This is a genomic window from Flavobacterium sp. B167r (assembly GCF_056824315.1).
Genome location: NZ_CP124859.1, coordinates 5,382,287 through 5,406,473 on the forward strand (window position 1 = coordinate 5,382,287; position 24,187 = coordinate 5,406,473).

Consider the following 24,187-nt stretch of genomic DNA (forward strand, 5'->3'; position numbering starts at 1 on the left):
AGTCTGCAGCTTTGACAAAGTTAAATCTCAACATTAATTCTAAAACTTATTATCATGAAAAGTCTAAAACTTATTTCATCAGCCATTGCTATGCTTATATGTTTCGTAACCATAGCACAAGAAAGAACCATTACTGGAACAGTTACAGATGAATCTAAAATCCCTCTTCCGGGCGTTCAAATAAACCTTAAAGGCACAAAAAAATATGCACAAACCGATTTTGATGGAAAGTATTCTATTCAAGCTCAAAGAGGAGATGCTCTTCTTTTTAGTTATGTCGGCATGGATACTCAAACCTTTTATGTACAATCATCAAATATTATCAATGTTACATTAAAGAGTTCTAGTGCTCAATTGCAAGAAGTTGTAGTTGTAGGTTATGGTTCAAGCGATGCTGGATATAGCAATCGCAGTTACGAGCGTGCTGAAAGACGTGCTGAAAGAAAAAAAGCCAAAGTGGCTATGGCAGCTCAAAGTAATGCTCTTTATGCTCCAAGTCCTGCTATCGTTGTTCACGGAAATGCTCCTGTTGCTCCAAAAAACGAGCCGATTTATATTATTGATGGAGTTCCGGCAAAAGCCAACCAAATGTCAAAAATTAATCCGAATGATATTAAAGATTTAAAAGTTTTAAAAGATGTTGATGCAACTTCTATTTATGGCAGTAGAGCTGCAAATGGTGTTGTTGTAATTTCTACCAAAGATGAACTTTACAAAAACCTTAGTGAAAAAGAATTGGATAAAAAATTAAATATCATGACAATTCCTACTGAGCCAACTCAGGAAGACTATGACACTTTTGTTGAAAATGCTTTCGAAAGCCCGAAAACTGCGCCACTTTCAACTTTTTCTATCGATGTTGACAATGCTTCTTATACCAATATCAGAAGATTTTTGAACAACGGTCAGCAAGTTCCTAAAGATGCTGTTCGTGTAGAAGAAATGGTTAATTTCTTTAAATACACTTATCCGCAACCAAAAAACGAACATCCGTTTTCTATCAATACAGAAGTGAGCGATTCACCTTGGAATTCAAATAACAAAATCTTGAAAATTGGTTTGCAAGGAAAAAATATTCCAACTGAGGATTTACCAGCTTCAAACCTTGTTTTCTTAATTGATGTTTCAGGTTCAATGGGCGACATGAATAAATTGCCTTTATTAAAACAATCGTTAAAAATTTTGGTTAACGAATTAAGACCGAAAGATAAAGTAGCAATTGTAGTGTATGCAGGCGCAGCAGGACTGGTTTTAGCCCCAACTTCTGGCGATGAGAAAAAAACAATTGTTGACGCATTGGATAATTTACAATCTGGCGGAAGCACTGCTGGCGGCGCAGGAATTGAATTGGCTTATAAAATTGCGACTGAAAATTTCATTAAAAGCGGAAACAATCGCGTAATTCTAGCAACAGACGGTGATTTTAACGTAGGAAGTTCTTCTAACTCTGACATGGAAAAATTGATTGAAGAAAAAAGAAAAACTGGCGTTTTCTTGACTTGTCTAGGTTACGGAATGGGAAATTACAAAGACAGCAAAATGGAAATCTTGGCCGATAAAGGAAACGGAAATTATGCTTATATCGACAACATTCAGGAAGCGAATCGTTTTTTAGGAAAAGAATTCAAAGGTTCGATGTTTGCTATCGCGAAAGATGTAAAAATCCAGATCGAATTTAATCCGAAGCAAGTTCAAGCGTATCGTTTGATTGGTTATGAAAATAGAAAACTTCGCCCAGAAGATTTTAAAAATGACGCCATTGATGCAGGAGAATTAGGTAGCAATCATACCGTTACGGCTTTATATGAAATTATTCCAGCGGGTGTAAAAAGCGATTATCTAACGGCACAGCCAGACGAATTAAAATATACTAAAACAGAAACTAATTCGAATAATTACAGTGGCGAATTGGCAACAATTAAATTTCGTTACAAAAAACCTGACGGCGAAAAAAGCATCGAAATGGTTCAGGTAATCGAAAACAAATCGGTTGCTTTAGAAAAAGCGAGTGACGACATGAAATTTAGTTCAGCCGTAGCTTGGTTTGGATTGAAATTAAGAGAGTCAAAGTTAATCTCTGACAAATCTTCTGACGGAATTGTAAAACTGGCAAAACAAGGAAACTCAAATGACGGAGAGGGTTACAAAGCAGAGTTTATACGTTTGGTTGAGGGTGCAAAACAATACAATTAGATGAATATTATAAAATTACTTTCATTCACTTTTTTAATATTATTTAGTTATGGAACAATGGCGCAAGAGAAAGAGGTTTCAAGAAAAACAAAAGAGACTGCTCCTGCGCCACAAGTTCAATCTTCTAAAATCATAATATGCGCGCCTTCTAAATCTGGTTTCATTAAACCTTTATATGTTTTGGATGGAAAAATAACTGATAGTATACGATTTTCTAAAATCAACCCTAATGATGTTGAGTCTTTGAAAGTATTGCACGGTCCAGAAGCTAAATTAATTTATGGAGATCAGGGAGCAAATGGCGCAATTCTTATAACGAGTAAAAAATAAGACACTGGAGTCAAATTGCGGAAACTCTATAATTCGTCTATATTTTATTACATTTGCGACTTTATTTTTTTAAAATTATTTTACACACGTATGAATCCTATTTTAAGCCAAAATCTATTTTTAGTAAAAGAACATGTTGGAATGTTCAAAGCCGCAAACAATTACGATATATATCATCCAGAAACCAATCAGATTATTATGAACTGCCGAGAAAACAATCTTGGTTTTTTCACAAAAGTATTCCGATTTACAGATTACAAAAGAGCAACTCCGTTTAATATTGAAATTACAACCGCTTCTGGCGAAAAGCTAATTACCGTAAGAAGAGGCGTTGCCATCTTTAGATCGACTGTTGAAGTTTTGGACGAAAAAGATCATTTGGTTGGAACTTTCAAACAAAAATTCTTTTCGATTGGAGGAAAGTTTGATATTTTGGATAAAAACGAAAAACCAGTTGCAACACTTCAAGGAAAATGGACAGGTTGGGATTTCAAATTCTCGCATGAAGGCAAACAATTGGCTCAAGTAAATAAAAAATGGGCCGGATTAGGAAAAGAATTTTTCACAAGTGCTGATAATTACGTACTTCAAATTGAAGAAACAGTTCCAGCAGATAGTCCGTTGAGACAGTTAATTTTAGGAGCCGTAATGTGTATTGACATGGTTCTGAAAGAATAACAGAAAGTTGTTAAACTTAGATTAAGAATATCTTTTAAAGCATCGTTTTAGTTTTCAAAACCTTATTTTTGTTAGACTTATAATGATGCTTTCTGCATTTATAAAAATTACCATCATGACCGACTTAAAAAATAAAAACGCCTTTATTACTGGCGCAGGAAAAGGAATAGGAAAAGCTGTGGCAATTGCTTTGGCGAAAGAAGGTGTAAACCTGATTTTAGTTTCGAGAACTCAAGAAGACATAGAACAATTGGCTGGCGAAGCTTCTAAATTAGGCGTAAAAGCTTTGGCTTTAAGTGCTGATGTTTCTGATATTAATTCGATTAATAAAGCAGCAGAAAAAGCTTTAGCCGAATTTAAACATATTGATATTTTAATTAACAGCGCCGGAATTGCTTCTTTTGGAAAATTCTTAGAATTAGAACCAGACGCTTGGGAAAGAATTATTCAGGTGAATTTAATGGGAACATATTTCACAACTCGTGCTATTATTCCAAATATGATTGAAAGACAAACGGGAGATATTATCAATATTTCTTCAACTGCTGGTTTAAACGGAAACGCTTTGACAAGTGCTTATAGCGCTTCGAAGTTCGCTGTTTTAGGTTTAACCGATTCTTTGATGCAGGAAATGAGAAAACACAATATTCGTGTTACGGCTTTAACGCCAAGTACCGTTGCAACTGACATGGCAAAAGACTTAAACCTGACTGACGGAAACCCAGAAAAAGTAATGCAATCTGAAGACATGGCAGATTTAATCATTGCGCAATTAAAATTAAACCGAAGAGTGTTTATTAAAAACAGCAGTATTTGGTCTACCAATCCTTAAGACATCTTTATAATCTTTGTCAAAGTTTAAAACTTTGACAAAGATTTAAACTCACAAAAATTGTAAAATGGAACAATATTTAAGACAATTGGTCGAAATTGAATTTCAGGATAAAAAACAGATTTTCTCTGGATTTCTTATCGATTATTCTGATGAATGGATTTTGCTTCGAAATAATCCCGTAGATTTTGTTTTGGATGGTTTTGTTATTCTTAGAAATAAAAACATTGAAGCCGTAAATCGAGATCACGATTTGGCTTTTACAGAAAAAGTAATTCGTTTAAAAGGTTTAAAAATAAACTCTGACGATATTATTCCAATTAAAGATTTGGCTTCAATCATTAAATTTATTTCTGAGAAATATGGCATTTTTCAAATTGCAAAAAAATCATCTAAATCTGCTTATCTAGGAAAATTAATCGGGTTAACGGATGAAGAATTAACAATCGATTTTTTAGACATACGCGGTCAGTTTGGAGGAGAATTAAGTTTTAATCCTGAAAAAATCAGAGTTATCGAATTCGATACGGATTATATTAATTCTTTGAAATTGGTGATTTCGGAAGAATAGAAATATTTATAAAAAAAAGCCTCTTAAAAGAGGCTTCTTTCGTTTGTTAAACTTTGACAAAGTTCTATATATCTAAATTAAACCTCAGCAAGCTTATTTAAAAACTCGATACGAACACTTCCATCTTCGTCGATTTTTGTTAAATTGATTTCTTGCAAAGTATTTATCAATTCAGGATTCCAAGGTGTTTTTACTTTTACGTAGTTTTCGGTAAATCCATGAATATATCCTTCTTTATTTTCTCCTTCAAAAAGAACTGTTCTATTTGTTCCTAACTGGCTTTCATAAAAAGCACGACGTTTTTTAACCGATAAACCTCGAAGCATTTTACTGCGTTTGGCTCTTACATTAGAAGGAACAGCGCCTTCCATATCTACTGCTTCTGTATTATCTCTTTCCGAATACGTAAATACGTGCAAATACGAGATATCTAAATCATTTAAGAAATGATAAGTTTCTAAAAAGTGCTCGTCTGTTTCTCCAGGAAAACCAACAATCACGTCAACACCAATACAAGCGTGCGGCATTACTTCGCGAATTTTATTTACGCGGTCAATATAAACCTCGCGCAAATAACGGCGTTTCATCAATTTCAAAATATCATTGCTTCCAGATTGCAACGGAATATGAAAGTGTGGTACAAAAGTTCGGCTTTTAGAAACAAATTCGATTGTTTCATTTTTCAATAAATTCGGTTCGATTGAAGAAATTCTCAAGCGCTCAATTCCTTCCACTTTGTCTAAAGCCTGAACTAAATCCAGAAAAGTATGTTCGTGTTTTTTATTTCCGAATTCTCCTTTTCCGTAATCACCAATATTTACACCTGTTAAAACAATTTCACGGATATTTTGTGCTGAGATATCACGTGCATTTTTTAATACATTTTCTAAAGCATCACTTCTAGAAATTCCTCTTGCCAACGGAATTGTACAATACGTACATTTATAATCACATCCGTCTTGCACTTTCAAGAAGGCTCTTGTACGATCTCCGATAGAATAGCTTCCAACATAAAAATCGGCTTCAGCAATTTCGCACGAGTGAACTTCACCCATATCGTTTTTGCTCAAATCATGAATGTAGTCTGTAATTTTGAATTTTTCTGTTGCGCCCAAAACCAAGTCTACGCCATCAACAGCAGCTAATTCTTCAGGTTTTAATTGTGCATAACAGCCAACTGCCGCAACAAAAGCTTTGTCGTTCAGCTTCATTGCTTTCTTCACTACCTGCTTAAACTGTTTATCTGCATTTTCTGTTACAGAGCAAGTATTGATCACATAAATATCTGCTATTTCTTCAAAATCGACGCGGTCAAAACCTTCGTCGTTAAAATTTCTGGCAATTGTAGAAGTCTCTGAAAAATTCAGTTTACAACCCAGCGTATAAAAGGCAACCTTTTTTCTATTTTCCATAATCTATCTTAAATTAATGAAATCGTTGTCAAAAAATTTAAGGCTGCAAATTTACAAACAATATTCATCAAAAGAAAGCAATTAATAGACTTCGAATCAATATTTTGAGCGAATGTTAATTTTTAAACATTCAAAAGTTAAACTTTTTAATTTTATTTTCAAAAAAAAATACTCAGACTATATTTTTTATATTTTTACATTCTGATAAGAATAAAATGACAAAATAATCGATAAAGTGCAACTTTTGTCGATTAAGTACCTTTTTTTCTGTTTTAAATTCAAAATTTCTTACATTTACCCTTATTGCAACTACTGTTTTCAATAAATTTATATTAAAGAATTTTAGTAAGTTTTAATTAATTTAATAATAATTAAGGCATAACAATTTTGAATTTTACTCGTTATGTTGTTGTTTTGTGTTACAAAATGAAATGGGAAAGCCGAAAACCAAAGAGAGTAGGCAAAATTATAATACAAATACCGCTTTATGAAAGCATTTTTACCCACAATCTGCTTGATCTTCTTAACCGTATTTAGTTCGCAAGCGCAAACTAACGCTCCAGCCGCAAATGCAAATCCATTTCCTAGCATTAGCACATTGACGACTTGGGCAAGCTTTAACTCACAACAGCAATTTGATGTTGCTATTCGTGCAGTTGGGTTTAAGTTTGAAGTTAAAGAACCAGGTGAAGGATCTACAGCTTATACCTACATTCGTAAAGTAACTGTTAACGAAGTAAATTACACGGATAGAATTGTATATAGAATTACAAATAACAATTCTGCAAGTATCATTTCTTTAGTAACTGCTTCTACTGACTTGGTTAGTTTATACACACCACAATTGGCAAGCTTTAAGAACAACAACTGTAAAACAGAAATGTCTAAAGACAAAAACACAACTTGCAGCTGTTACGAAAGTGTAAATTTTGCAATCGATCTTTGCGACGAGCGTGTAAAATTAACTATGGGTGACGGAAATAAATACTTTGTTTCTGTAGCTAAAAAATAATTATTTAACTCTGATTTGTTTCCAAATCTTTACTGACTTTTAAGTATGTAAAGATTTGGAACACATTTCTTAGTTTTAGTTTGGATTTTTAAGTTCATACCAAACTTCCAATTCTCCTTCGTATTCGAAAGAATTCACAAAACGAAAACCTAACTTCTCTAGTATTTTTCTTGAATTTTCGTTTCCTGCATCTGCGTAAGCATAAAGTGATTCTGCTTTCATTTCGTTAAATGCATAATTTACAAAAGCTTTTCCTGCCTCAGTTGCATAACCTTTTCCCCAATGCTTTTCAATAAAACGATATCCTAATTCGAAAAAATCTTTGTGATTATTGATTTCGTCTGTAATAAATTTGATTCCAGACCAGCCAATAAATTCGTTGGTTTCTTTAAGAACAACAGCCCATCTTCCTGTACCGAAATCTTTATATTGTTTTTGAACAAATTTGATATACTCAATACTTTCATCAATATGCTTAACAGGTCTGTTCCCAACAAACAAATGTACATTTGGATTCGAATCCAATTCGAACATTCCTTCTGCATCAGAAAGTTTTAATTCTCTTAAAAGCAAACGCTGAGTTTCAATTGGATTTTTCATTATGATTTAGTTTAAAATATAACGCATTACTACTTCAGCAACACCATCATCATTATTTGAAGCTACAATCAAATCGGCTTTATCACGCAATTCAGGCGTTACGTTATCAACCCAAACTCCCAAACCAGCATATTCTATCATTGTCAAATCATTTCCTGCGTTTCCAACAGCGATAATTTCACTTTGATGAATTCCGAGCTTTTCAGCTAAATATTTCAAACTCGCCGCTTTATCAATGCCTTGTTGTGCCGCTTCTAAGAAAAAAGGCTTAGACATCGAAACACTTAAATGAGGCATAGCATCAATTAAGTCTTTTTCTAACGTTTTTAAATAAGCAGGATCTTGCAGTAAAATACATTTAACCGCAGGTCTGTCTACATAATCTTTAAAGCTCGAAACTTTATGATGTGCCATTCCTGTGATTTCTTTTTCGACTTCAATATACTCAGAATCTGTTTCACTAATGATTTGGTCATCTAAATACGTAATGATGTGGGCATTCTTTTTTACACTATAATCGTATAACGCATGAATTTGTTCTACAGTTAACTTTTGTTCGAACAATACCAAATCATCTTTCACACGGCTGATTATTGCTCCATTAAACGAAATCATATACGAATCGTTTTTATCCAATTCCAGTTCTTTTGCATAAGCCGTCATTGCTGTAGTTGGTCTTCCCGAAGCCAAAACCACGTAAACACCTTTTGCCTGCGCTTCAAGTATTACTTTTTTATTTAAATCTGATATTCTGTGATCGTCTGTCAACAAGGTATCATCCATGTCGAGCACTAACATTTTGTATTTCATATTTTTAGTTCTCAGTCGCAGTTCTCAGTCGCAGTTTACAGCGCTGAGACTGAGAACTGAGACTGAAAACCGAACACTTTTTAAATGCTCATTCTAAAATCTTCTATAACCGGATTTGCTTTTCCAAAATCTGTTTCTTGTATAAATACTTCAACTGCCAAATCTGTTTGACCAAAGCCTCCTAAACGTGCAGATTGAATATTATCTTTTTTCACTGTTTCTACTCCAGCTTCTTCTAATCTTTCCTGCAACGCAATTGCTAATACTTCACTTCCGGAAAATACTTTCATTAATCCCATAATTTTTTATTTTATTCTAATATTATTTTTAATTGTTTTTGAAAATCTTCATTTTCATTTACTCCAATATGTTCTTGATTTTTCAGCTGATAAAAATAGGCATTTGATTTTAATAACTTCCTTAACCTGATTGAATTATCAATTGGAATTAGCTGATCCTTTGTTCCATGAAAAATATAAATTGAACTTTTTATTTTTGGAAGATAAAGATTTGTCTCCAAACTAAATTTCTTCATAAAATCAGGAAAAAATGGTGCTCTAGAGCTGGATAATTCTAGAAAATTATAATATGGTGCTTGAAGGATCAAAGCTTTTGGATTATTTTCTAAGGCTAATTTTGTAGCAAAACCAGAACCAATTGAATATCCTGCAACAACAATTTTACTTTGAGGATATTTTTCAACCACCTTCTTATACACTATAGAAATATCTTTACTTAATTGTTCTTCATTCTCTATTTCACCTTCACTTTTTCCGAAACTTCTGTAATCTAAAATAAAGATATCATAACCTAACGAAGTGTATATTTTTGCAATTTTACCCCAAGTTTCAAGTGTTCCTGCATTTCCATGAAGATAAAAAACAAGTCCTTTTGAACTTTCAGCCTTAAACAATAGTCCGTTCAAAATAGTTCCATCAAAAGAAGAAATATTGACTTCTTCAAATTTTTGTTGGTAATCAAATTTATAGTCTTTAGGCAATTTTGAAGGATAGAAAACTAAATCAACCTGATTAAAGTAAAAATAGGAAACCATCAAAACATAAATAACCAAGAAAAAGCACAAAAGCACGATCCCTAAGAATTTAAATGTTTTTAAAATCTCCATGTTTTTAATTTAGTTTTCAGTCGCGGTCTCAGTTTTCAGCATTGCAACAGCAAACTGAGACCGAAAACTGCGACTTATAAAAAAATCCCGCTATTCAGTTACTGAGACTGAAAACCGGGACTGTTTACTTCATTATTCCTCTTCAATATCTTCGTCCTCTTCATCAAGCTCTTCTCCGTCTTCGTCCATATCAAACAAATAAGGCTCAACCATAATTTTATCTGCCAAAATTTCAACACGTTCCGTCAAAGTTTCAGAAAAGAAAATTCGCTGTGTTTTAGCGATACTGTTAGAAATACGCATAATTTTTGGATCATGACGCAATTTCAAAATCGGATCTGCATCATCCAAAATAAACATTTTTAGACGATTTACGTTGTAACCCGCCGTACTAAACATATCATTTAATTTGGTCGGCGTTCCAATTAAAACATCAACTCCCGTAGAAACATAGTTTTTATCGTAATCCATGTCACCTTTTTCATTTACACCATAAATTTCCAGATTGGTGTATTTTCCATATTTATTAAAAAGCTCCACCATTTCCAGAACCTTCGCTTTATCTTCAACAATAATCAAAGCTCGAGGAGATTCTTCTGTTTGTCCAGCCAATTGCTGAATTACATTTAAAACAATCGTTGTTGTTTTTCCGCTTCCTTTTGGAGAAATAATAATACAATCCGCACCACTTTTTATAGTAGAAAAAGTTTCTAGCTGCAGAGCATTGGCTTCTGTAAGACCATTTTCAATTAAACCGTCTTGTAATTTCTCGTTTATTTTTTTTAGTTTCATTTCTAAATTTTAGGTTTCAGATTTTAGATTTCAAATTGAAAACTAAATCATTTATTTGCTTGCGAACAGCTTTACATCTGTTTCCGAGATTTCATTTCCTCCCAAAATAATCAATCTTTCTACAACATTTCGAAGTTCACGAATATTTCCAGTCCAATCGTATTCTTGCAATAAGTTAATGGCTTGCGCCGAAAATGACTTAATTGCATTTCCTTGCTCTGAAGCAATTTTTTCTGCAAAATGCGAAATCAAAGCCGGAATATCATCACGTCTTTCATTTAATGGCGGAACTTTAATTAAAATTACAGCCAAACGGTGGTATAAATCTTCACGGAAACGGCCTTCAGCAATTTCTGTTTTTAAATCTTTATTGGTTGCCGCAACAACGCGAACATCAACTTTGATATCTTTATCTGCACCAACTCTGGTAATCATACTTTCTTGCAAAGCACGTAAAACTTTGGCTTGCGCCGAAAGGCTCATATCTCCAATTTCATCTAAAAAAATAGTCCCTTTGTCTGCTGCTTCAAACTTTCCTGCACGATCTTTAACTGCCGATGTAAAAGCTCCTTTTACGTGCCCGAACAATTCACTTTCGATCAATTCGCTCGGAATCGCCGCACAATTTACTTCGATTAATGGAAAACTCGCACGTTCACTTTTTTCATGTAATTGATGTGCCACTAATTCTTTTCCAGTCCCGTTTGGACCTGTAATTAGAACCCTTGCTTCTGTTGGAGCAACTTTATCAATCATCACTTTTATATGATTAATAGATTCGCTGTCACCAATCATTTCGTAATTTTTGCTAACTTTTTTCTTTAGGATTTTATTCTCAACAACTAATTGTTTTTTGTCTAAAGCATTACGAACTGTATTCAACAAACGATTTAAATCTGGCGGTTTCGAGATATAATCAAAAGCCCCCAAACGCATGGTATGAATTGCCGTTTCCATATCGCCATGACCAGAAATCATTACCATCGGGATTTCAGGTTTTATTTTTTTTGCTTCTTCCAAAACCTCAACACCATCCATTTTTGGCATTTTGATATCACACAAAACCAAATCGTAATCGTTGTTTTTTATTTTTTCAAGTCCCGCAACACCATCTTCCGCTTCATCAACCTGATACGAATCATTTTCTTCTGATAAAATCTTTACCAAAACTCTTCTGATCGCTGCTTCGTCTTCTACAATTAGTATTTTACTCATTCTTTTTAAGTTTCTGAGATTCTAAGATGCTAAGTTTCTAAGTTTTTCTTTTGATACCTAAAAAAACTTAGCATCTTAGAATCTTAGCCACTTAGCAGCTTCAAAAAAATTAATATTTAAGCCACTTATACAATTCCTTCCAGGTTGGTTTTTTTCCATACATTAAAATACCTACTCGGTAAATTTTTGCAGCGAACCAAACCACAAGGAAAAATGTAGCAAACAATAATGATACCGAAATTGCGATTTGCCACCACGGCACTCCAAACGGAATACGCATTAACATTACAATTGGCGAAGTTAACGGAATCATTGAAAAGATAACCGCAACACTTCCGTGAGGATCATTTACTACTGTAAAAAATCCGATATAAACACTCAAAATCAGAGGCATTAAAATTGGAAGCAGGAATTGCTGAGAATCGGTTTGATTGTCAACTGCTGCTCCAATTGCCGCGTAAAACGAACTGTATAGAAAATATCCTCCAATAAAATAAATTACGAATCCGATTAAAATACTTGCTATTGGCAGATTCCATAATTCGGCAATATACATTTGTGCTGATCCTGAAAATTCATGCTGAGCAGATTGCATCATTTCTGGCGAAATTCTCGCTGTTGGCCCAACATTTACTCCAAAAAATGCTGAAGCAGCAAACATCAATCCCAATCCAATTATTGCCCAAATCATAAATTGCAGAATTCCTGCTAATGAAGTTCCAACAATTTTTCCAATCATTAATTGAAATGGTTTTACAGACGAAATAATGATTTCGATAATTCGGTTTGTTTTTTCTTCGATTACACTCCTCATTACCATATTTCCGTAAATAATAATAAACATCATAATCAAGTAACCAAATGCACCGCCAATTCCGATTTTAATTTCGTTTAAACCTTTCAAACTTTCTTCTCCCGAAGCTTTAACCAAATGAATATTTACATCTGACTGCGCTTTTTGAATGGCTAAAGTGTCAAGTTTTGCTTCTTCTAGATTTAGTTTTGTAATTTTATTTCCAATAACATCCTGTGTATTTTCAATAAAAGAAATACTTGGACTATTATTAGAAATAAATTCAATTTTACTTTCTAAATCTTTTATATTTTTTGTTTTCGGAATAACAATCAGTCCGCTAAAATTTTCTTTTGTAATGCTGTCTTTTAAAGCTTTTACATCAATTTCAGATAAATTCAGATATTTAAATTCTGCTCCTTTTTTATTTTCCTTTAAAAAATCCGAAGCAAAAAGTCCTGTTTCATCATGAATTGCAATGCGTTTTGTTTCTGCTTTCATAGAACTCAAATAGCCAATAAAAACAGCTATTGCCACAAACAAAAGCGGACTCAAAAAAGTCATGACAACAAAAGACTTATTGCGGACTTTGGCAATAAATTCTCTTTTAATAATTAATGAAATTATGCTCATTTATTTTAGATTGTTAGATTTTTAGACATCCTTAGACTTCTTAGACATTCTCAGATTACTCTAAGAAGTCTAACATTCTAAATATCTATCCTGTTACTGTTTGAATAAAAATATCATTTATACTCGGAATTTTTTCTACAAAATGCGTTACTTGTCCGCGTTGTGTCAAGACGTGCAGTAATTCATTTGGTGAAGCGTTTCCTATCTCGATATTTAATTTTAAATCATCATTTAAAGATTTAAAGCTCGCAGGCGAAACCGTAAATTTCTGTGTAATGTCATACATCAAACCTTCAACATTATTGGTCAAGATTCCAACTTCAAAACTGTTTGTTCTAAATTGACGTTTTACATCGCCAATCTTTCCTTCAATCAATTTATTTGACTTGTGAATTAAAGCAATATTTTCACAAAGCTCTTCTACGCTTTCCATTCTGTGTGTCGAAAAAATAATCGTTGAGCCTTGTTCTTTTAATGCCAAAATTTCATCTTTAATGACATTTGCATTTACAGGATCAAAACCAGAAAAAGGCTCATCTAAAATCAGTAATTTAGGTTTATGCAAAACGCAAACTACAAACTGAATTTTCTGTGCCATTCCTTTAGAAAGCTCTTGGATTTTCTTGTTCCACCAACCTTGAATTCCTAATCGGTCAAACCAATAATCCAATTGTTTTTTGGCTTCTTCTTTAGAAAGTCCTTTCATTTGAGCTAGGTATAAACATTGCTCCCCTACTTTCATCGAGCTATACAAACCTCTTTCTTCTGGAAGATACCCAATAGTTTGGACGTGTTTTGGTTGCAATCTTTCTCCATCCAAAATAACTTCGCCACTATCTGGCAATGTAATTTGGTTTATGATTCTGATAAGGGAAGTTTTTCCGGCTCCATTCGGACCTAAAAGTCCATATATACTGCCTTTTGGCACATTTAATGAAACTTCGTTAAGTGCTACATAGTCGCCGTATTTTTTTACAACTTTATGTACTTCAAGTAAGTTACTCATGCTATTTTTAAGGATTTACTGCGTCACTTTGCCCAATAAGGTTTAGCGATTGTAAAAGTAAATAATTCGAAGCGAAATTGTGCCATATTACGCAAAAAACCCATTCTAATTTATACTAGAATGGGTTTTTAATTTTTTATAACCTTTTTAAAAGTGTAGATTATGAGAACATATCTTTTACTTTTTCAAAGAATGATTTCTCTGATTTTTCTGGACTTGGAGCAAAGTGCTCGTCATTTAAAGCATTTTCAAAGAATTGTTTCTGCTCTTTATTTAATGTTTTTGGAGTCCAAACGTTTACGTGAACCAATAAATCTCCGCTTCCGTAACCATTTAAACTTGGAATTCCTTTTCCTTTTAATCTTAATATTTTTCCAGACTGAATTCCTTCTTCCAATTTAATACGAACTTTACCGTTGATTGCTTCAATATCTTTAGAAGCTCCCAAAACTGCTTCAGGGAAACTGATGTATAAATCGAAATGAATATTTTCGCCTTCACGCTTCAAAAATTCGTGCTCAACTTCCTCAATCGCTACAATTAAATCTCCTGGAATACTGTTTCCTGGCGCATCGTTACCTTTGTTGGAAACTTTTAACTGCATTCCGTCAACAACTCCCGCAGGGATTTTGATTGATACTGTTTCGTCTTCTTGAACCATTCCTTGACTATCTGCCTCAGAAGGTTTTTTATCTAAAATCTGACCAGAACCACCACAAGCAGGACAAGTAGATGCAGATTGCATTCTTCCTAAAATAGTATTGGTTACACGCATTACTTGACCTTGACCGTTACAAGTCGTACAAGTTTTATACGTTACGCCTTTAGCCTGAACTTTACGTTTTACTTTTACTTTTTTCTCCACTCCATTTGCAATTTCTTCTAAAGTCAATTTTACTTTAATTCGAAGATTGCTTCCTTTCGCACGGCGAGGACCTCCACCTCCGCCTCCGAAACCGCCAAATCCACCACCAAAAATATCACCAAACTGGCTGAAAATGTCATCCATATTCATACCGCCGTGACCACCGCCAAATCCGCCAGAACCATCAAATGCTTGATGACCATATTGATCGTATTTCGCTTTTTTCTGCGGATCACTTAAAACTTCATAAGCTTCTGCAGCTAATTTAAAGTTTTCTTCTGCCTCTTTGTCGCCTGGGTTTTTATCAGGGTGATATTTTAAAGCACTTTTTCTATATGCTTTTTTAATTTCGGCAGCATCAGCATTTTTTGAAATGCCTAGTATTTCGTAAAAATCTTTTTTCATAATTAGATTAAGTTCCAAATCTTAAAATTCCAAATTCCAATTTAAAAATTGAATTCTGAAAGTTGGATTGCATTTTAGTTTCCGATAACCACTTTAGGAAAACGAATAATTTTGTCTCCTAATTTGTATCCTTTTTCAATAACGTCAACAATTTTCCCTTTCAATTTATCAGACGGAGCTGGAATTTGGGTAATTGCTTCAGCAAAATCAGCGTTAAAAGCATCACCTGCTTGTATTTCAACTTGCTCTAAACCTTTAGAAACTAAAGTGCTTTTTAATTTTTCGTGAATTAACTCAACACCTTTTTTCAAATTTTCATCGTCTGACTTGTTGATCTCTACTGCCGCTCTGTCAAAATCATCTAAAACTGGAAGCATAGCCAACAAAACTTCTTGATTTGCTGTTTTAAACAATTCAAGACGTTCTTTTGAAGTTCTTTTTTTGTAATTTTCAAATTCAGCAAATAATCTCAAAAACTTATCTTTCTCATTAGCCAAGTCCTTAGCTAATTGCTCCTCAACACTTAATTCTTCAACAATTAACTGCTCTCCGTTGGCATTGTTCTCTAACGTTACATCGTCTAATTCCTGATCGAATTCTGTATTTTCCGTAGTCATATTACTTTTATTTTTAAAAATATTCTTAAACTTCATTTTATTTCTTTCTGTTAGATTGCAAAAGTACTGCCAAATCTTTTAAAATGTCAAATTGTCACTTTATTAATTATGAGACATTTAAAAAACGCAATTGCAGAGAAAAATTTTATTATAATTTTAAGACTATTACGTTTTAGTTTATCTTATCTTTGAAGCCAACAAAACACAAATTATTTACCAAAAATTGAATTTAAGGGTTGGCTTAGGCCTCTAAATAATTATTAATTCAAGTTTACCTTATATTAAAAAAAGCTTCGCCTATAGAGACGAAGCTTTTTTTTTATTTTGAGCTGTATGACAAAGTTGTCATTTATTTTTTGCACGGGCGGAGGGATTCGAACCCCCATCAACGGTTTTGGAGACCGCTATTCTACCCTTGAACTACGCCCGTAACTTGAGGTCGCAAATTAAACTGTTTTTTTCTTTACCCGCAACTATTTCACGCAGATTTTAAAAGGATTTCAGCAGATTTAAACAGATTTTCATTTAATTACAATCGAATTAAACCTGCTAAAATTCATCAAATCAGAACAAAAGAAATTATTTTTATCTCTGAATCAGTAACAAAAAAACTTTACAAATTTTAAAAAATTATTTCACGCAGATTAAAAAAGATTTAAGCAGATGCGCACAGATTTTTTAAAATTAGAAATCAATTTAAATCTGCCGAAATCTGTAAAATCTGCGTGAAAAAAAAATATTACAATCTGATTATTAACTCAATGCGTTTTTCAATCCTTCAAAATCAACAGAAACCTGCTCTCCCGTCACTAAATTTTTAAGCGTGTAAGAATTCGAAGCAATCTCTTGATCTCCAACCAATACCGCAAACGGAATTAAGCGCTTGTCTGCATATTGAAATTGTTTGCCAACTTTTACACTGTCAGGATATAATTCAACTTTTATATTTTCTTTTCTCAATTTCTGAATTGCTTGCGAAGCATAAAGCGCTTCTTTATCTCCAAAATTCAAGAATATTGCTTTTGAAGTCGCCGCAACAGTTTCTGGAAATAATTGCAATTCTTCTAAAACTAAATAAATTCGATCCAATCCAAAAGAAATTCCGACACCACTCATATTTTTCAAACCAAAAATACCAGTCAAATCGTCGTATCTTCCGCCACCACCGATAGAACCCATAGCAACTGTTTTAGGAGCTGCAACTTCAAAAATGGCTCCTGTGTAATAATTTAAACCACGAGCTAATGTCACATCCAAATCTAAAATAGCAGTTGAAAGACCTAGAACGGCAACATTGTCACATATAAATTTCAATTCTTCAACACCTTTCATTCCTTCTTCAGAAGATGCTAACAATTCTGAAAGCTGTGCAATTTTGTCCGCAAAAGTTCCTGAAAAACTAAAAAGTGGTTGCACTTTAATTAAAGCTTCTTCAGAAATTCCTTTTTCGATCATTTCTTTCTTTACGCCATCTTCTCCAATTTTATCCAATTTATCCAGCGCAACCGTAAAATCGATCAATTTATCTGAAGCACCAATTACCTCAGCAATTCCAGATAAAATTTTTCTATTATTGATTTTAATTGTAACGCCTTCTAAACCTAAAGAAGTAAAAACAGTGTCATATAATTGAACTAATTCTACTTCCTGCCAAAGAGATTTTGAACCAACAACATCGGCATCGCATTGGAAAAATTCTCTAAAACGACCTTTTTGTGGATTATCTGCTCTCCAAACCGGTTGGATTTGGTATCTTTTAAAAGGAAATTCAATTTCGTTTTGGTGCTGCACCACGTATCTTGCAAACGGAACTGTCAAATCGTAACGTAAAGCTTTCTCAGAAATTTTTCCTGTAAATTTATTCAGTTCGATTCTTTGCTCTAAAGTTATTTTTTCAGCGGAATTTAATTGTAATTCTTCGATTGATTCTGGCAATTCAATTTTACTTTTATTGTAGAAAAAGTTTCCAGAATTTAAAATTTTAAAAATCAAGCGATCTCCTTCTTCTCCATATTTCCCCATTAAGGTATCTGAATTTTCAAACGAAGGTGTTTCGATTGGCTGAAATCCAAATTTCTCGAAATTAGCTTTTATAGTCTGAATAATATATTGACGTTTTGACACCTCTGCTGGTGAAAAATCTCTTGTCCCTTTTGGTATACTTGGTTTTGAAGCCATCTTCTTTTATTTTAGATTTCTGATTTTAGATTTTAGATTGTTTCAATCTTTATCTAAAAATCTTATAATATTAATTTATTTTTAGATTTTTTTTAGGTTGTTAGTTCTTTTGGCTTTCGACTTTAAAACTTTCCAACTTTTGACTTATTAAGTCTGCAAATATCTTACTTTTTAAAATAAATAATAACACTTCGAAAACAAACTTGTAACAAAAAACGTATTTTCGTGACAAATTGGTCATGATGCTAAAATTATTTAAAGAAAATATTCGAATTGCTTTTGGTTCTATCAAAACACAAATTCTGCGTACTATTCTTACCGTTTTAATTATTGCTATCGGTATTACTGCTTTGGTTGGCATCTTGACTGTCGTTTCTGCTTTAGAAAATACCATTTCGAGCGATTTTGCTTCGATGGGAGCCAATACTTTTAACATCAATCAATACGAAAATAAAGTTCGAAATCGAGGCGGAAACGAACGCGAAGTTATCAATCCGATTATTTCTTATCCGGAAGCTGTTGCTTTCAAAAACAAGTTTAAATATCCCTTTACCGAAACCTCTTTATCTTTTACCGCAACTTCAACCGCTGAAGTAAAATATCTAGGCGAAAAAACAGATCCCGAAATTACAATTGTTGGTGTAGATGAACATTTTATTACTAATTCTGGACTTGAAACCAGTTTAGGAAGAAGCTTTAATCAGTTTGATATTGAGAACAATACGTATTCTTGTATTGTTGGTTCTGATTTCGAAAAAGGACTTTTGAAAGATATTAATCCAATTGACAAAGTTATTTCAATTCGAGGCGCAAGATTTAAAGTAATCGGTGTTCTGAAAGAGAAAGGTTCTACGTTTGGAAACAGCCAAGATTTAAGAGTTCTAATTCCTATTCAGGTTGCGAGATCTTTATTTACAGCGCCAAACATCAATTATACCATTAGTGTGATGGTTTCTAAAAAAGAAGTTTTAGACGAAGCCATAGACAATGCGACAAGCACCATGCGAAGAGTTCGTAAATTAAGCCCTGTTCGTGACAATAATTTTGGCGTAGTTCGAAGCGATGATTTGATTAACCGAATTCTAAGCATAACTCAATATCTAGGAATTGCAGCATGGACTATTTCTGTCATCACCATTTTAGGATCTTCTATTGCTTTGATGAATATTATGGTTGTTTCGGTTACAGAACGCACAAGAGAAATCGGTGTCCGTAAAGCTTTAGGCGCAAAAAGAACAACGGTTGCCTTTCAGTTTTTTATTGAAACTTTATTGATTGGACAAATTGGAGGTTTGGTTGGAATTGTTTTAGGAATTCTTCTTGGTTTTGCCATTGCAACTGCCATGAATTTTTCTTTTGTAATTCCGTGGATGGCGATTTTTGCTGCTTTTGCCACAAGTTTTTGCGTGGCATTGGTTTCTGGTTTATATCCAGCAATTAAAGCATCCAAATTAGATCCTATTGAAGCTTTGCGATATGAATAATTTTTAAAGTCGCAGTTTTCGGTCTCAGTTTTCAGTTACGATTATCTGAAAACTGAGACCGAAAACTGAGAACTTTTAAATATTCCCCTTTATCATACGATCATTGTCGTAAATATCTTTTCGAAGCTCAACATTTTCGAAACTCATATTTTCCAACAATTCAATCATTTCTTTTCCAAGATATTGATTGATTTCAAAATAGAGTTTCCCTTTGTTTTGAAGTCCGTTTTGCGCTAAAGAAGCAATTTTTCTATAAAAAACAAGAGGATCGTTATCTTCTACAAAAAGTGCTAAATGCGGTTCGTAATCCAATACGTTCTTTTTAATTTCTACTTTTTCTAAATTTCGAACATACGGCGGATTGGAAACAATGACATCAAACTGACGGTTAAATTCTTCAGCCTCCAGAATATTCAAAAGCATAAAAGTAACATCAACATCATTTCTGATGGCGTTTCTTTTTGCTGTTTCAATAGCTTTTTTAGAAACATCAATTCCGAAAACTTCTGCATTTGGAAGGTTTTTTGCTAAAGAAATCGCAATACAGCCCGTTCCAGTTCCAATATCAAGAATTCTTATTTTTTTATTTTTATCTGGATTTATATTTTCATTAATAATCCATTCGACCAATTCTTCTGTTTCAGGTCTCGGAATCAAAACATTTTCATTGACTTCAAAATCTAAACCGTAAAAGTTTGTTCTGCCAAGCAAATACTGAATCGGAACTTCTTTTTTAAGCTGTTTCAGCAACTCGTCCCAAATCACAAAATCGTTCTCACCAAACACCAACTCATGATTCAGAGCTAAATCAATCTGACGGAGCTGGTGCTTCTCTTCTAGTATCAAATAAAAAAAGCTCTCCGCTTCGTATGCATCGTAAAAAGGAGATAATTCTTTAATAAACTGAGTACGATATTGTTTAATTTTCATTTTTATTTTTTGAGCATTTTTACATCAGACAACAACTGACATTTTACTTTAAATTAGTCTTGCAAGTTCCAATTTGTTACAGGGCAATCACAAAACTTTCAGCATCCACACAGGACAAGAACTATGCCCAGTATTTCCCATTGGAGCATCCAAATATTCAAAACCAGATTTTTTGTATAATTTCTGTGCAGCATGCATAAATGGCATAGTTTCGATATAGCACTTTTTAAAACCAAAAACCCTAGCTTTTTCCAAACACTTTTCCATCATTTGAGTTCCAATTCCTAGACCTCTTGTTTTGGGCAGGAAATACATTTTCTGCAATTCGCAGATTTCTAGATCACCATTTTCTAAAGGTGCAATTCCTGCGCAGCCTACGATTTCTCCTTCATTTTCAACAACAAAATATGCCGATTTGGATTTATTATATTCTTCAAACATCAAATCCAAATAAGGATCTTCGTATGCAGTTCCAACTTTTGGAATTTCCATTTCATCAAAAACAGAACGTATTAAACTTGCAACCGACTGATTGTCTTCTTTTTCAATTATCCGTATAAGCTAATTTACCATTTTTTATTCTAAATCATTATAAATACAAAAGTAAAAATAGTTTTTTGATCCCATTATAACTATTCGGATTGTTTCACAACTTAACCTTTTTGAGTTAGCAATAATCTCAAAATTAACTACTTTTGCATTGTGAATATACATGAAAAATACATAAAACGCTGTATCGAACTGGCACAAAATGGACTTGGAACAACTTATCCGAATCCAATGGTTGGTAGCGTAATTGTTTATGATGGTCAGATTATTGGCGAAGGCTGGCATAAAAAAGCCGGCGAACCACATGCAGAGGTAAATGCTGTTCGTTCTGTAAAAGATAAATCATTGCTAAAAGAAGCAACGATTTATGTGAGTTTAGAGCCTTGCAGTCATTTTGGCAAAACGCCTCCTTGTTGCGATTTAATTATTGCAAATGGAATTCCGAATGTTGTTGTTGGCACTGTTGATCCTAACGTAAAAGTAGCTGGAAAAGGCATTTTAAAATTGATCGAAGCTGGAGCAAATGTTACTGTGGGAATTCTTGACGAAGAATGCAACGAACTCAATAAACGCTTTTTTACTTTTCATCAAAAAAAGAGACCTTACATTATTTTAAAGTGGGCTGAAAGCCAGGACGGATTTTTAGCTCCTGAAAAAGCAATTAATCAAGATCGAAAACCGATTTGGATTACGAATCAATATTCGAGACAATTAGTTCATAAATGGCGAACCGAAGAGCAAGCAATTCTTGTTGGGACACAAACTGTTATTGATGACAATCCGAAATTGAATGCTCGAGATTGGGATGGAAATAATCCGGTAAGAATCATTGTTGATCAAAATAATCGAATTGATGAAAACAGTTTTGTTTTTGATAATTCCGTGAAAACTTTTATTTTTTCAAAAGATTCAAAACCATCAAAAGAAAACACTCAATTTGAAGCAATTGATTTTAATAAAAATATAATTCCTCAGATTTTAGATGTTTTATATCAGAATCAAATTCAATCTATAATAATTGAAGGCGGACGACAAACGCTTCAATCTTTTATAGATGAAAATATTTGGGATGAAGCGAGAATTTTCGTTGGAAAAACAAGTTTTGCAAAAGGAACGAAAGCTCCAGAAATCTCAAGAAAAAATAGTTCTAGAACCAACATTTTAAGCGACGAATTAATACAAATTAGAAATTATGATTAATGCGATAATTTTTGACTTTGGAGATATTTTTATCAATTTGGATAAACCTGCCACAATTTCTGGTTTTCAAAAATTGGGAATGACAGAATGGAATGATGAATTTGACCGATTAAATCTTTCTTTTGAAGTTGGAGCTATTTCTCCAGAAGATTTCATTGGAGGTTTTCAAAAACAATTGCCAAATGCTTCAGAAGAAGATATTCTGATGGCATGGAATGCAATTTTGGCAGATTTTCCTTTTTATCGTTTGGAATTCCTTCAAGAATTATCAAAAAAATATCGTTTATTTTTATTGAGCAATACAGATTCTATTCATATTAATACATTCGAAACAAAAAGCGGAGTTTCTTTCTACAAAGATTTTTATGCTTGTTTCGAAAAGGTTTATTTTTCGTTTGATATCGGAATGAGAAAACCAGATCCGAAAATTTATCAATTTGTATTGAATGAAAATAATCTAACTGCAGAAAACACTTTGTTTGTTGACGATAAAACAGAAAATACAGACAGCGCAGCAGCTTTAGGAATTAAAGTTTGGAATCTTCAAGTCGGAAAAGAAGATGTGATTGACCTTTACAAAAAGAATATACTTTAAAGATTAAAAAACGAAGCCACAGATTAAAAGATTTACATAGATTTTTCTAAAAAATCCTTAAAATCTTTTAATCTGTGGCTAAAAAAATAAAACAATTTAGATCACTTGGAAATTAACGATACTTATCAAACTATTGCATCTGCATCTGAAGAAATACTGTTTAAAGAAAAAGGCAGTAAATTCTTTGGCTATGCATTTCCGATAGATCATGAAGACGAAGTAAAACCCATTATTGAAGATCTTAAAAAACAACATCCTCATGCCGTGCATTATTGTTATGCTTATCAAATAGGAGTTGGAAATAAAATCTCGTATCGTGCAAATGATGACGGAGAACCAAGCAACACGGCTGGCGCGCCAATTTATGGGCAGATACAATCTTTTGGATTAACCAACGTTCTAGTTGTTGTCGTTCGAATTTTTGGCGGAGTAAAATTAGGCGTTGGCGGTTTAATTTCTGCTTATAGAACAACTGCTCAAATGACTTTGGAGGTTTGTGAGATTGTAGAAAAAACAATCGATGTCGAGTTTTTAATTTCTTTTGATTACAAAAACATGAATAAAGTAATGCGAGTAATTAAAGAAAAGAAATTAGAAATCATATCTCAAGAAATGGAAATGAATGAAGCTTCGGGTTTGCCAATTGGAAAAATCATGACAAAAACGCGAAAAAAAAATGCTGAAACAGTGTTCAGCATTTTTGATTTAATGTTCGAAATTGACATTAAATTAGTATAAATTAACATCAAAATCTTCTCCTTTTTAACAATTATTCAAGCGTTTTAAATATTTCCAAAATATAATCTGGAGGGGCTGTCGGACGACCCGTTTTTAAGGCTACAAATACCAAAATAAACGTCGCAGTTGTTAATAACTCGTTCGCTTCATTGTAGATTGCGCAGTCAAATTCGATCTTCACAGAAGAGTGACTTTTAAAAGTTGTATGAATTGTTAAAAGTTCATCATATCTCGCCGATTTTTTGTAACTTATATTCATGTTTACAATCGGAAGGCCAATACCGCTTTCTTCCATGCTTTTATACGAAACCCCTTTATTTCTAAGCCATTCCACGCGTCCGATTTCAAAATAAGGAACATAATTTCCGTGATAAACAACTCCCATTTGGTCAGTTTCTGAGTAACGAACTCGTACTTGAGTCTGGTGATTTTTCATTGATAAAATATTAAAAAAATTCGAATTTAAAAAGCCTTGTTACGACTTTTTTTTATAAAATTAGATGTCAAAATATTTTTTTTTACAGAATTTTGTTCACATATTTGTTATCCCGAAATACGGAATAAAATTGCTCCTCTTTTATTAGGAGAATCTTTATAACAATAATAAAAATTTATCTGAATCT

General features: G+C 33.1%; 25 protein-coding genes and 1 tRNA gene. 10 read left to right on the forward strand and 16 right to left on the reverse strand.

Features of this window, described 5'->3' with window-relative positions:
• Positions 1–54: 54 nt before the first annotated feature.
• The 5 genes from QLQ96_RS23470 to QLQ96_RS23490 all read left to right on the forward strand — a co-directional run bounded on the left by QLQ96_RS23470 (position 55) and on the right by QLQ96_RS23490 (position 4,604).
• Complete coding sequence (locus QLQ96_RS23470) at positions 55–2,193, forward strand: vWA domain-containing protein (protein ID WP_482493591.1); 2,139 nt, start codon at positions 55–57, stop codon at positions 2,191–2,193.
• Positions 2,194–2,523, forward strand: a complete 330-nt coding sequence (locus QLQ96_RS23475) for a hypothetical protein (protein WP_482493592.1) — start codon at positions 2,194–2,196, stop codon at positions 2,521–2,523.
• 90 nt (positions 2,524–2,613) lie between these two features.
• A complete protein-coding gene (locus tag QLQ96_RS23480) occupies positions 2,614–3,201 on the forward strand; it encodes an LURP-one-related family protein (protein ID WP_482493593.1) in 588 nt (195 codons plus the stop codon).
• 115 nt (positions 3,202–3,316) lie between these two features.
• Positions 3,317–4,033 carry a 3-ketoacyl-ACP reductase gene (locus QLQ96_RS23485; protein WP_482493594.1) on the forward strand — a complete coding sequence of 239 codons (717 nt, stop codon included), beginning with the start codon at positions 3,317–3,319 and terminating at the stop codon, positions 4,031–4,033.
• A 67-nt stretch (positions 4,034–4,100) separates the two neighbouring features.
• On the forward strand, positions 4,101–4,604 hold the full coding sequence (locus QLQ96_RS23490; protein WP_482493596.1) for a hypothetical protein: 504 nt from the start codon (positions 4,101–4,103) through the stop codon (positions 4,602–4,604).
• A 77-nt stretch (positions 4,605–4,681) separates the two neighbouring features.
• Here the strand turns inward: QLQ96_RS23490 and mtaB are convergent, their stop codons facing one another.
• Positions 4,682–6,016, reverse strand: coding sequence for a tRNA (N(6)-L-threonylcarbamoyladenosine(37)-C(2))-methylthiotransferase MtaB (gene mtaB / locus QLQ96_RS23495; RefSeq protein ID WP_482493597.1), 1,335 nt, complete (start codon positions 6,014–6,016; stop codon positions 4,682–4,684).
• Between the two features lie 487 nt (positions 6,017–6,503).
• Between mtaB and QLQ96_RS23500 the strand changes: the two genes are divergently transcribed.
• The gene (locus QLQ96_RS23500; protein ID WP_482493599.1) at positions 6,504–7,028 is read left to right on the forward strand and encodes a hypothetical protein; all 525 of its coding nucleotides are present in this window, start codon (positions 6,504–6,506) and stop codon (positions 7,026–7,028) included.
• 75 nt (positions 7,029–7,103) lie between these two features.
• Here the strand turns inward: QLQ96_RS23500 and QLQ96_RS23505 are convergent, their stop codons facing one another.
• The 12 genes from QLQ96_RS23505 to hisS form a co-directional block, all read right to left on the reverse strand.
• Positions 7,104–7,628, reverse strand: a complete 525-nt coding sequence (locus QLQ96_RS23505) for a GNAT family N-acetyltransferase (protein WP_482493601.1) — start codon at positions 7,626–7,628, stop codon at positions 7,104–7,106.
• Between the two features lie 6 nt (positions 7,629–7,634).
• Positions 7,635–8,438 (reverse strand): Cof-type HAD-IIB family hydrolase, encoded by an 804-nt coding sequence (locus QLQ96_RS23510; RefSeq protein ID WP_482493603.1) that lies wholly within the window; start codon positions 8,436–8,438, stop codon positions 7,635–7,637.
• An 80-nt stretch (positions 8,439–8,518) separates the two neighbouring features.
• Entirely contained in the window at positions 8,519–8,737 is a 219-nt protein-coding gene (locus QLQ96_RS23515) for a putative signal transducing protein (RefSeq protein WP_482493604.1), read from the reverse strand.
• 11 nt (positions 8,738–8,748) lie between these two features.
• Entirely contained in the window at positions 8,749–9,564 is an 816-nt protein-coding gene (locus QLQ96_RS23520) for an alpha/beta hydrolase (protein WP_482493606.1), read from the reverse strand.
• Positions 9,565–9,696: 132 nt separating this feature from the next.
• Complete coding sequence (locus QLQ96_RS23525) at positions 9,697–10,356, reverse strand: DEAD/DEAH box helicase (protein ID WP_482493608.1); 660 nt, start codon at positions 10,354–10,356, stop codon at positions 9,697–9,699.
• Between the two features lie 51 nt (positions 10,357–10,407).
• Positions 10,408–11,571 carry a sigma-54-dependent transcriptional regulator gene (locus QLQ96_RS23530; protein ID WP_482493609.1) on the reverse strand — a complete coding sequence of 388 codons (1,164 nt, stop codon included), beginning with the start codon at positions 11,569–11,571 and terminating at the stop codon, positions 10,408–10,410.
• Positions 11,572–11,680: 109 nt separating this feature from the next.
• Positions 11,681–12,997 (reverse strand): ABC transporter permease, encoded by a 1,317-nt coding sequence (locus tag QLQ96_RS23535; RefSeq protein ID WP_482493611.1) that lies wholly within the window; start codon positions 12,995–12,997, stop codon positions 11,681–11,683.
• A gap of 85 nt (positions 12,998–13,082) precedes the next feature.
• Positions 13,083–14,003: an ABC transporter ATP-binding protein gene (locus QLQ96_RS23540; protein ID WP_482493612.1), complete on the reverse strand. Its 921-nt coding sequence runs from the start codon at positions 14,001–14,003 to the stop codon at positions 13,083–13,085.
• 160 nt (positions 14,004–14,163) lie between these two features.
• The gene (dnaJ, locus tag QLQ96_RS23545; protein WP_482493614.1) at positions 14,164–15,273 is read right to left on the reverse strand and encodes a molecular chaperone DnaJ; all 1,110 of its coding nucleotides are present in this window, start codon (positions 15,271–15,273) and stop codon (positions 14,164–14,166) included.
• A gap of 74 nt (positions 15,274–15,347) precedes the next feature.
• A complete protein-coding gene (locus QLQ96_RS23550) occupies positions 15,348–15,926 on the reverse strand; it encodes a nucleotide exchange factor GrpE (RefSeq protein ID WP_482493616.1) in 579 nt (192 codons plus the stop codon).
• A gap of 323 nt (positions 15,927–16,249) precedes the next feature.
• A tRNA-Trp gene (locus QLQ96_RS23555) sits at positions 16,250–16,320 on the reverse strand.
• Positions 16,321–16,643: 323 nt separating this feature from the next.
• The gene (gene hisS, locus QLQ96_RS23560) at positions 16,644–18,068 is read right to left on the reverse strand and encodes a histidine--tRNA ligase (RefSeq protein WP_482493618.1); all 1,425 of its coding nucleotides are present in this window, start codon (positions 18,066–18,068) and stop codon (positions 16,644–16,646) included.
• A 239-nt stretch (positions 18,069–18,307) separates the two neighbouring features.
• Here hisS and QLQ96_RS23565 point away from each other — a divergent pair, with 239 nt between their 5' ends.
• On the forward strand, positions 18,308–19,552 hold the full coding sequence (locus QLQ96_RS23565; protein WP_482493619.1) for an ABC transporter permease: 1,245 nt from the start codon (positions 18,308–18,310) through the stop codon (positions 19,550–19,552).
• A gap of 75 nt (positions 19,553–19,627) precedes the next feature.
• Here QLQ96_RS23565 and prmC read toward each other — a convergent pair whose 3' ends face one another.
• Together prmC and QLQ96_RS23575 are read right to left on the reverse strand one after the other, a co-directional pair.
• Complete coding sequence (gene prmC, locus QLQ96_RS23570) at positions 19,628–20,482, reverse strand: peptide chain release factor N(5)-glutamine methyltransferase (protein WP_482493620.1); 855 nt, start codon at positions 20,480–20,482, stop codon at positions 19,628–19,630.
• Positions 20,483–20,569: 87 nt separating this feature from the next.
• Entirely contained in the window at positions 20,570–20,974 is a 405-nt protein-coding gene (locus QLQ96_RS23575) for a GNAT family N-acetyltransferase (RefSeq protein ID WP_482493621.1), read from the reverse strand.
• Positions 20,975–21,184: 210 nt separating this feature from the next.
• Between QLQ96_RS23575 and ribD the strand changes: the two genes are divergently transcribed.
• From ribD to QLQ96_RS23590, 3 genes are all read left to right on the forward strand, one after another.
• Positions 21,185–22,231: a bifunctional diaminohydroxyphosphoribosylaminopyrimidine deaminase/5-amino-6-(5-phosphoribosylamino)uracil reductase RibD gene (ribD, locus tag QLQ96_RS23580; protein ID WP_482493623.1), complete on the forward strand. Its 1,047-nt coding sequence runs from the start codon at positions 21,185–21,187 to the stop codon at positions 22,229–22,231.
• On the forward strand, positions 22,224–22,826 hold the full coding sequence (locus QLQ96_RS23585) for an HAD family hydrolase (RefSeq protein ID WP_482493625.1): 603 nt from the start codon (positions 22,224–22,226) through the stop codon (positions 22,824–22,826). The genes ribD and QLQ96_RS23585 overlap by 8 nt, the downstream gene beginning before the upstream one ends.
• A gap of 105 nt (positions 22,827–22,931) precedes the next feature.
• The gene (locus QLQ96_RS23590; RefSeq protein ID WP_482493627.1) at positions 22,932–23,564 is read left to right on the forward strand and encodes an IMPACT family protein; all 633 of its coding nucleotides are present in this window, start codon (positions 22,932–22,934) and stop codon (positions 23,562–23,564) included.
• Between the two features lie 31 nt (positions 23,565–23,595).
• Here the strand turns inward: QLQ96_RS23590 and QLQ96_RS23595 are convergent, their stop codons facing one another.
• Positions 23,596–24,000: an acyl-CoA thioesterase gene (locus QLQ96_RS23595; protein WP_482493629.1), complete on the reverse strand. Its 405-nt coding sequence runs from the start codon at positions 23,998–24,000 to the stop codon at positions 23,596–23,598.
• Positions 24,001–24,187 lie beyond the last annotated feature (187 nt).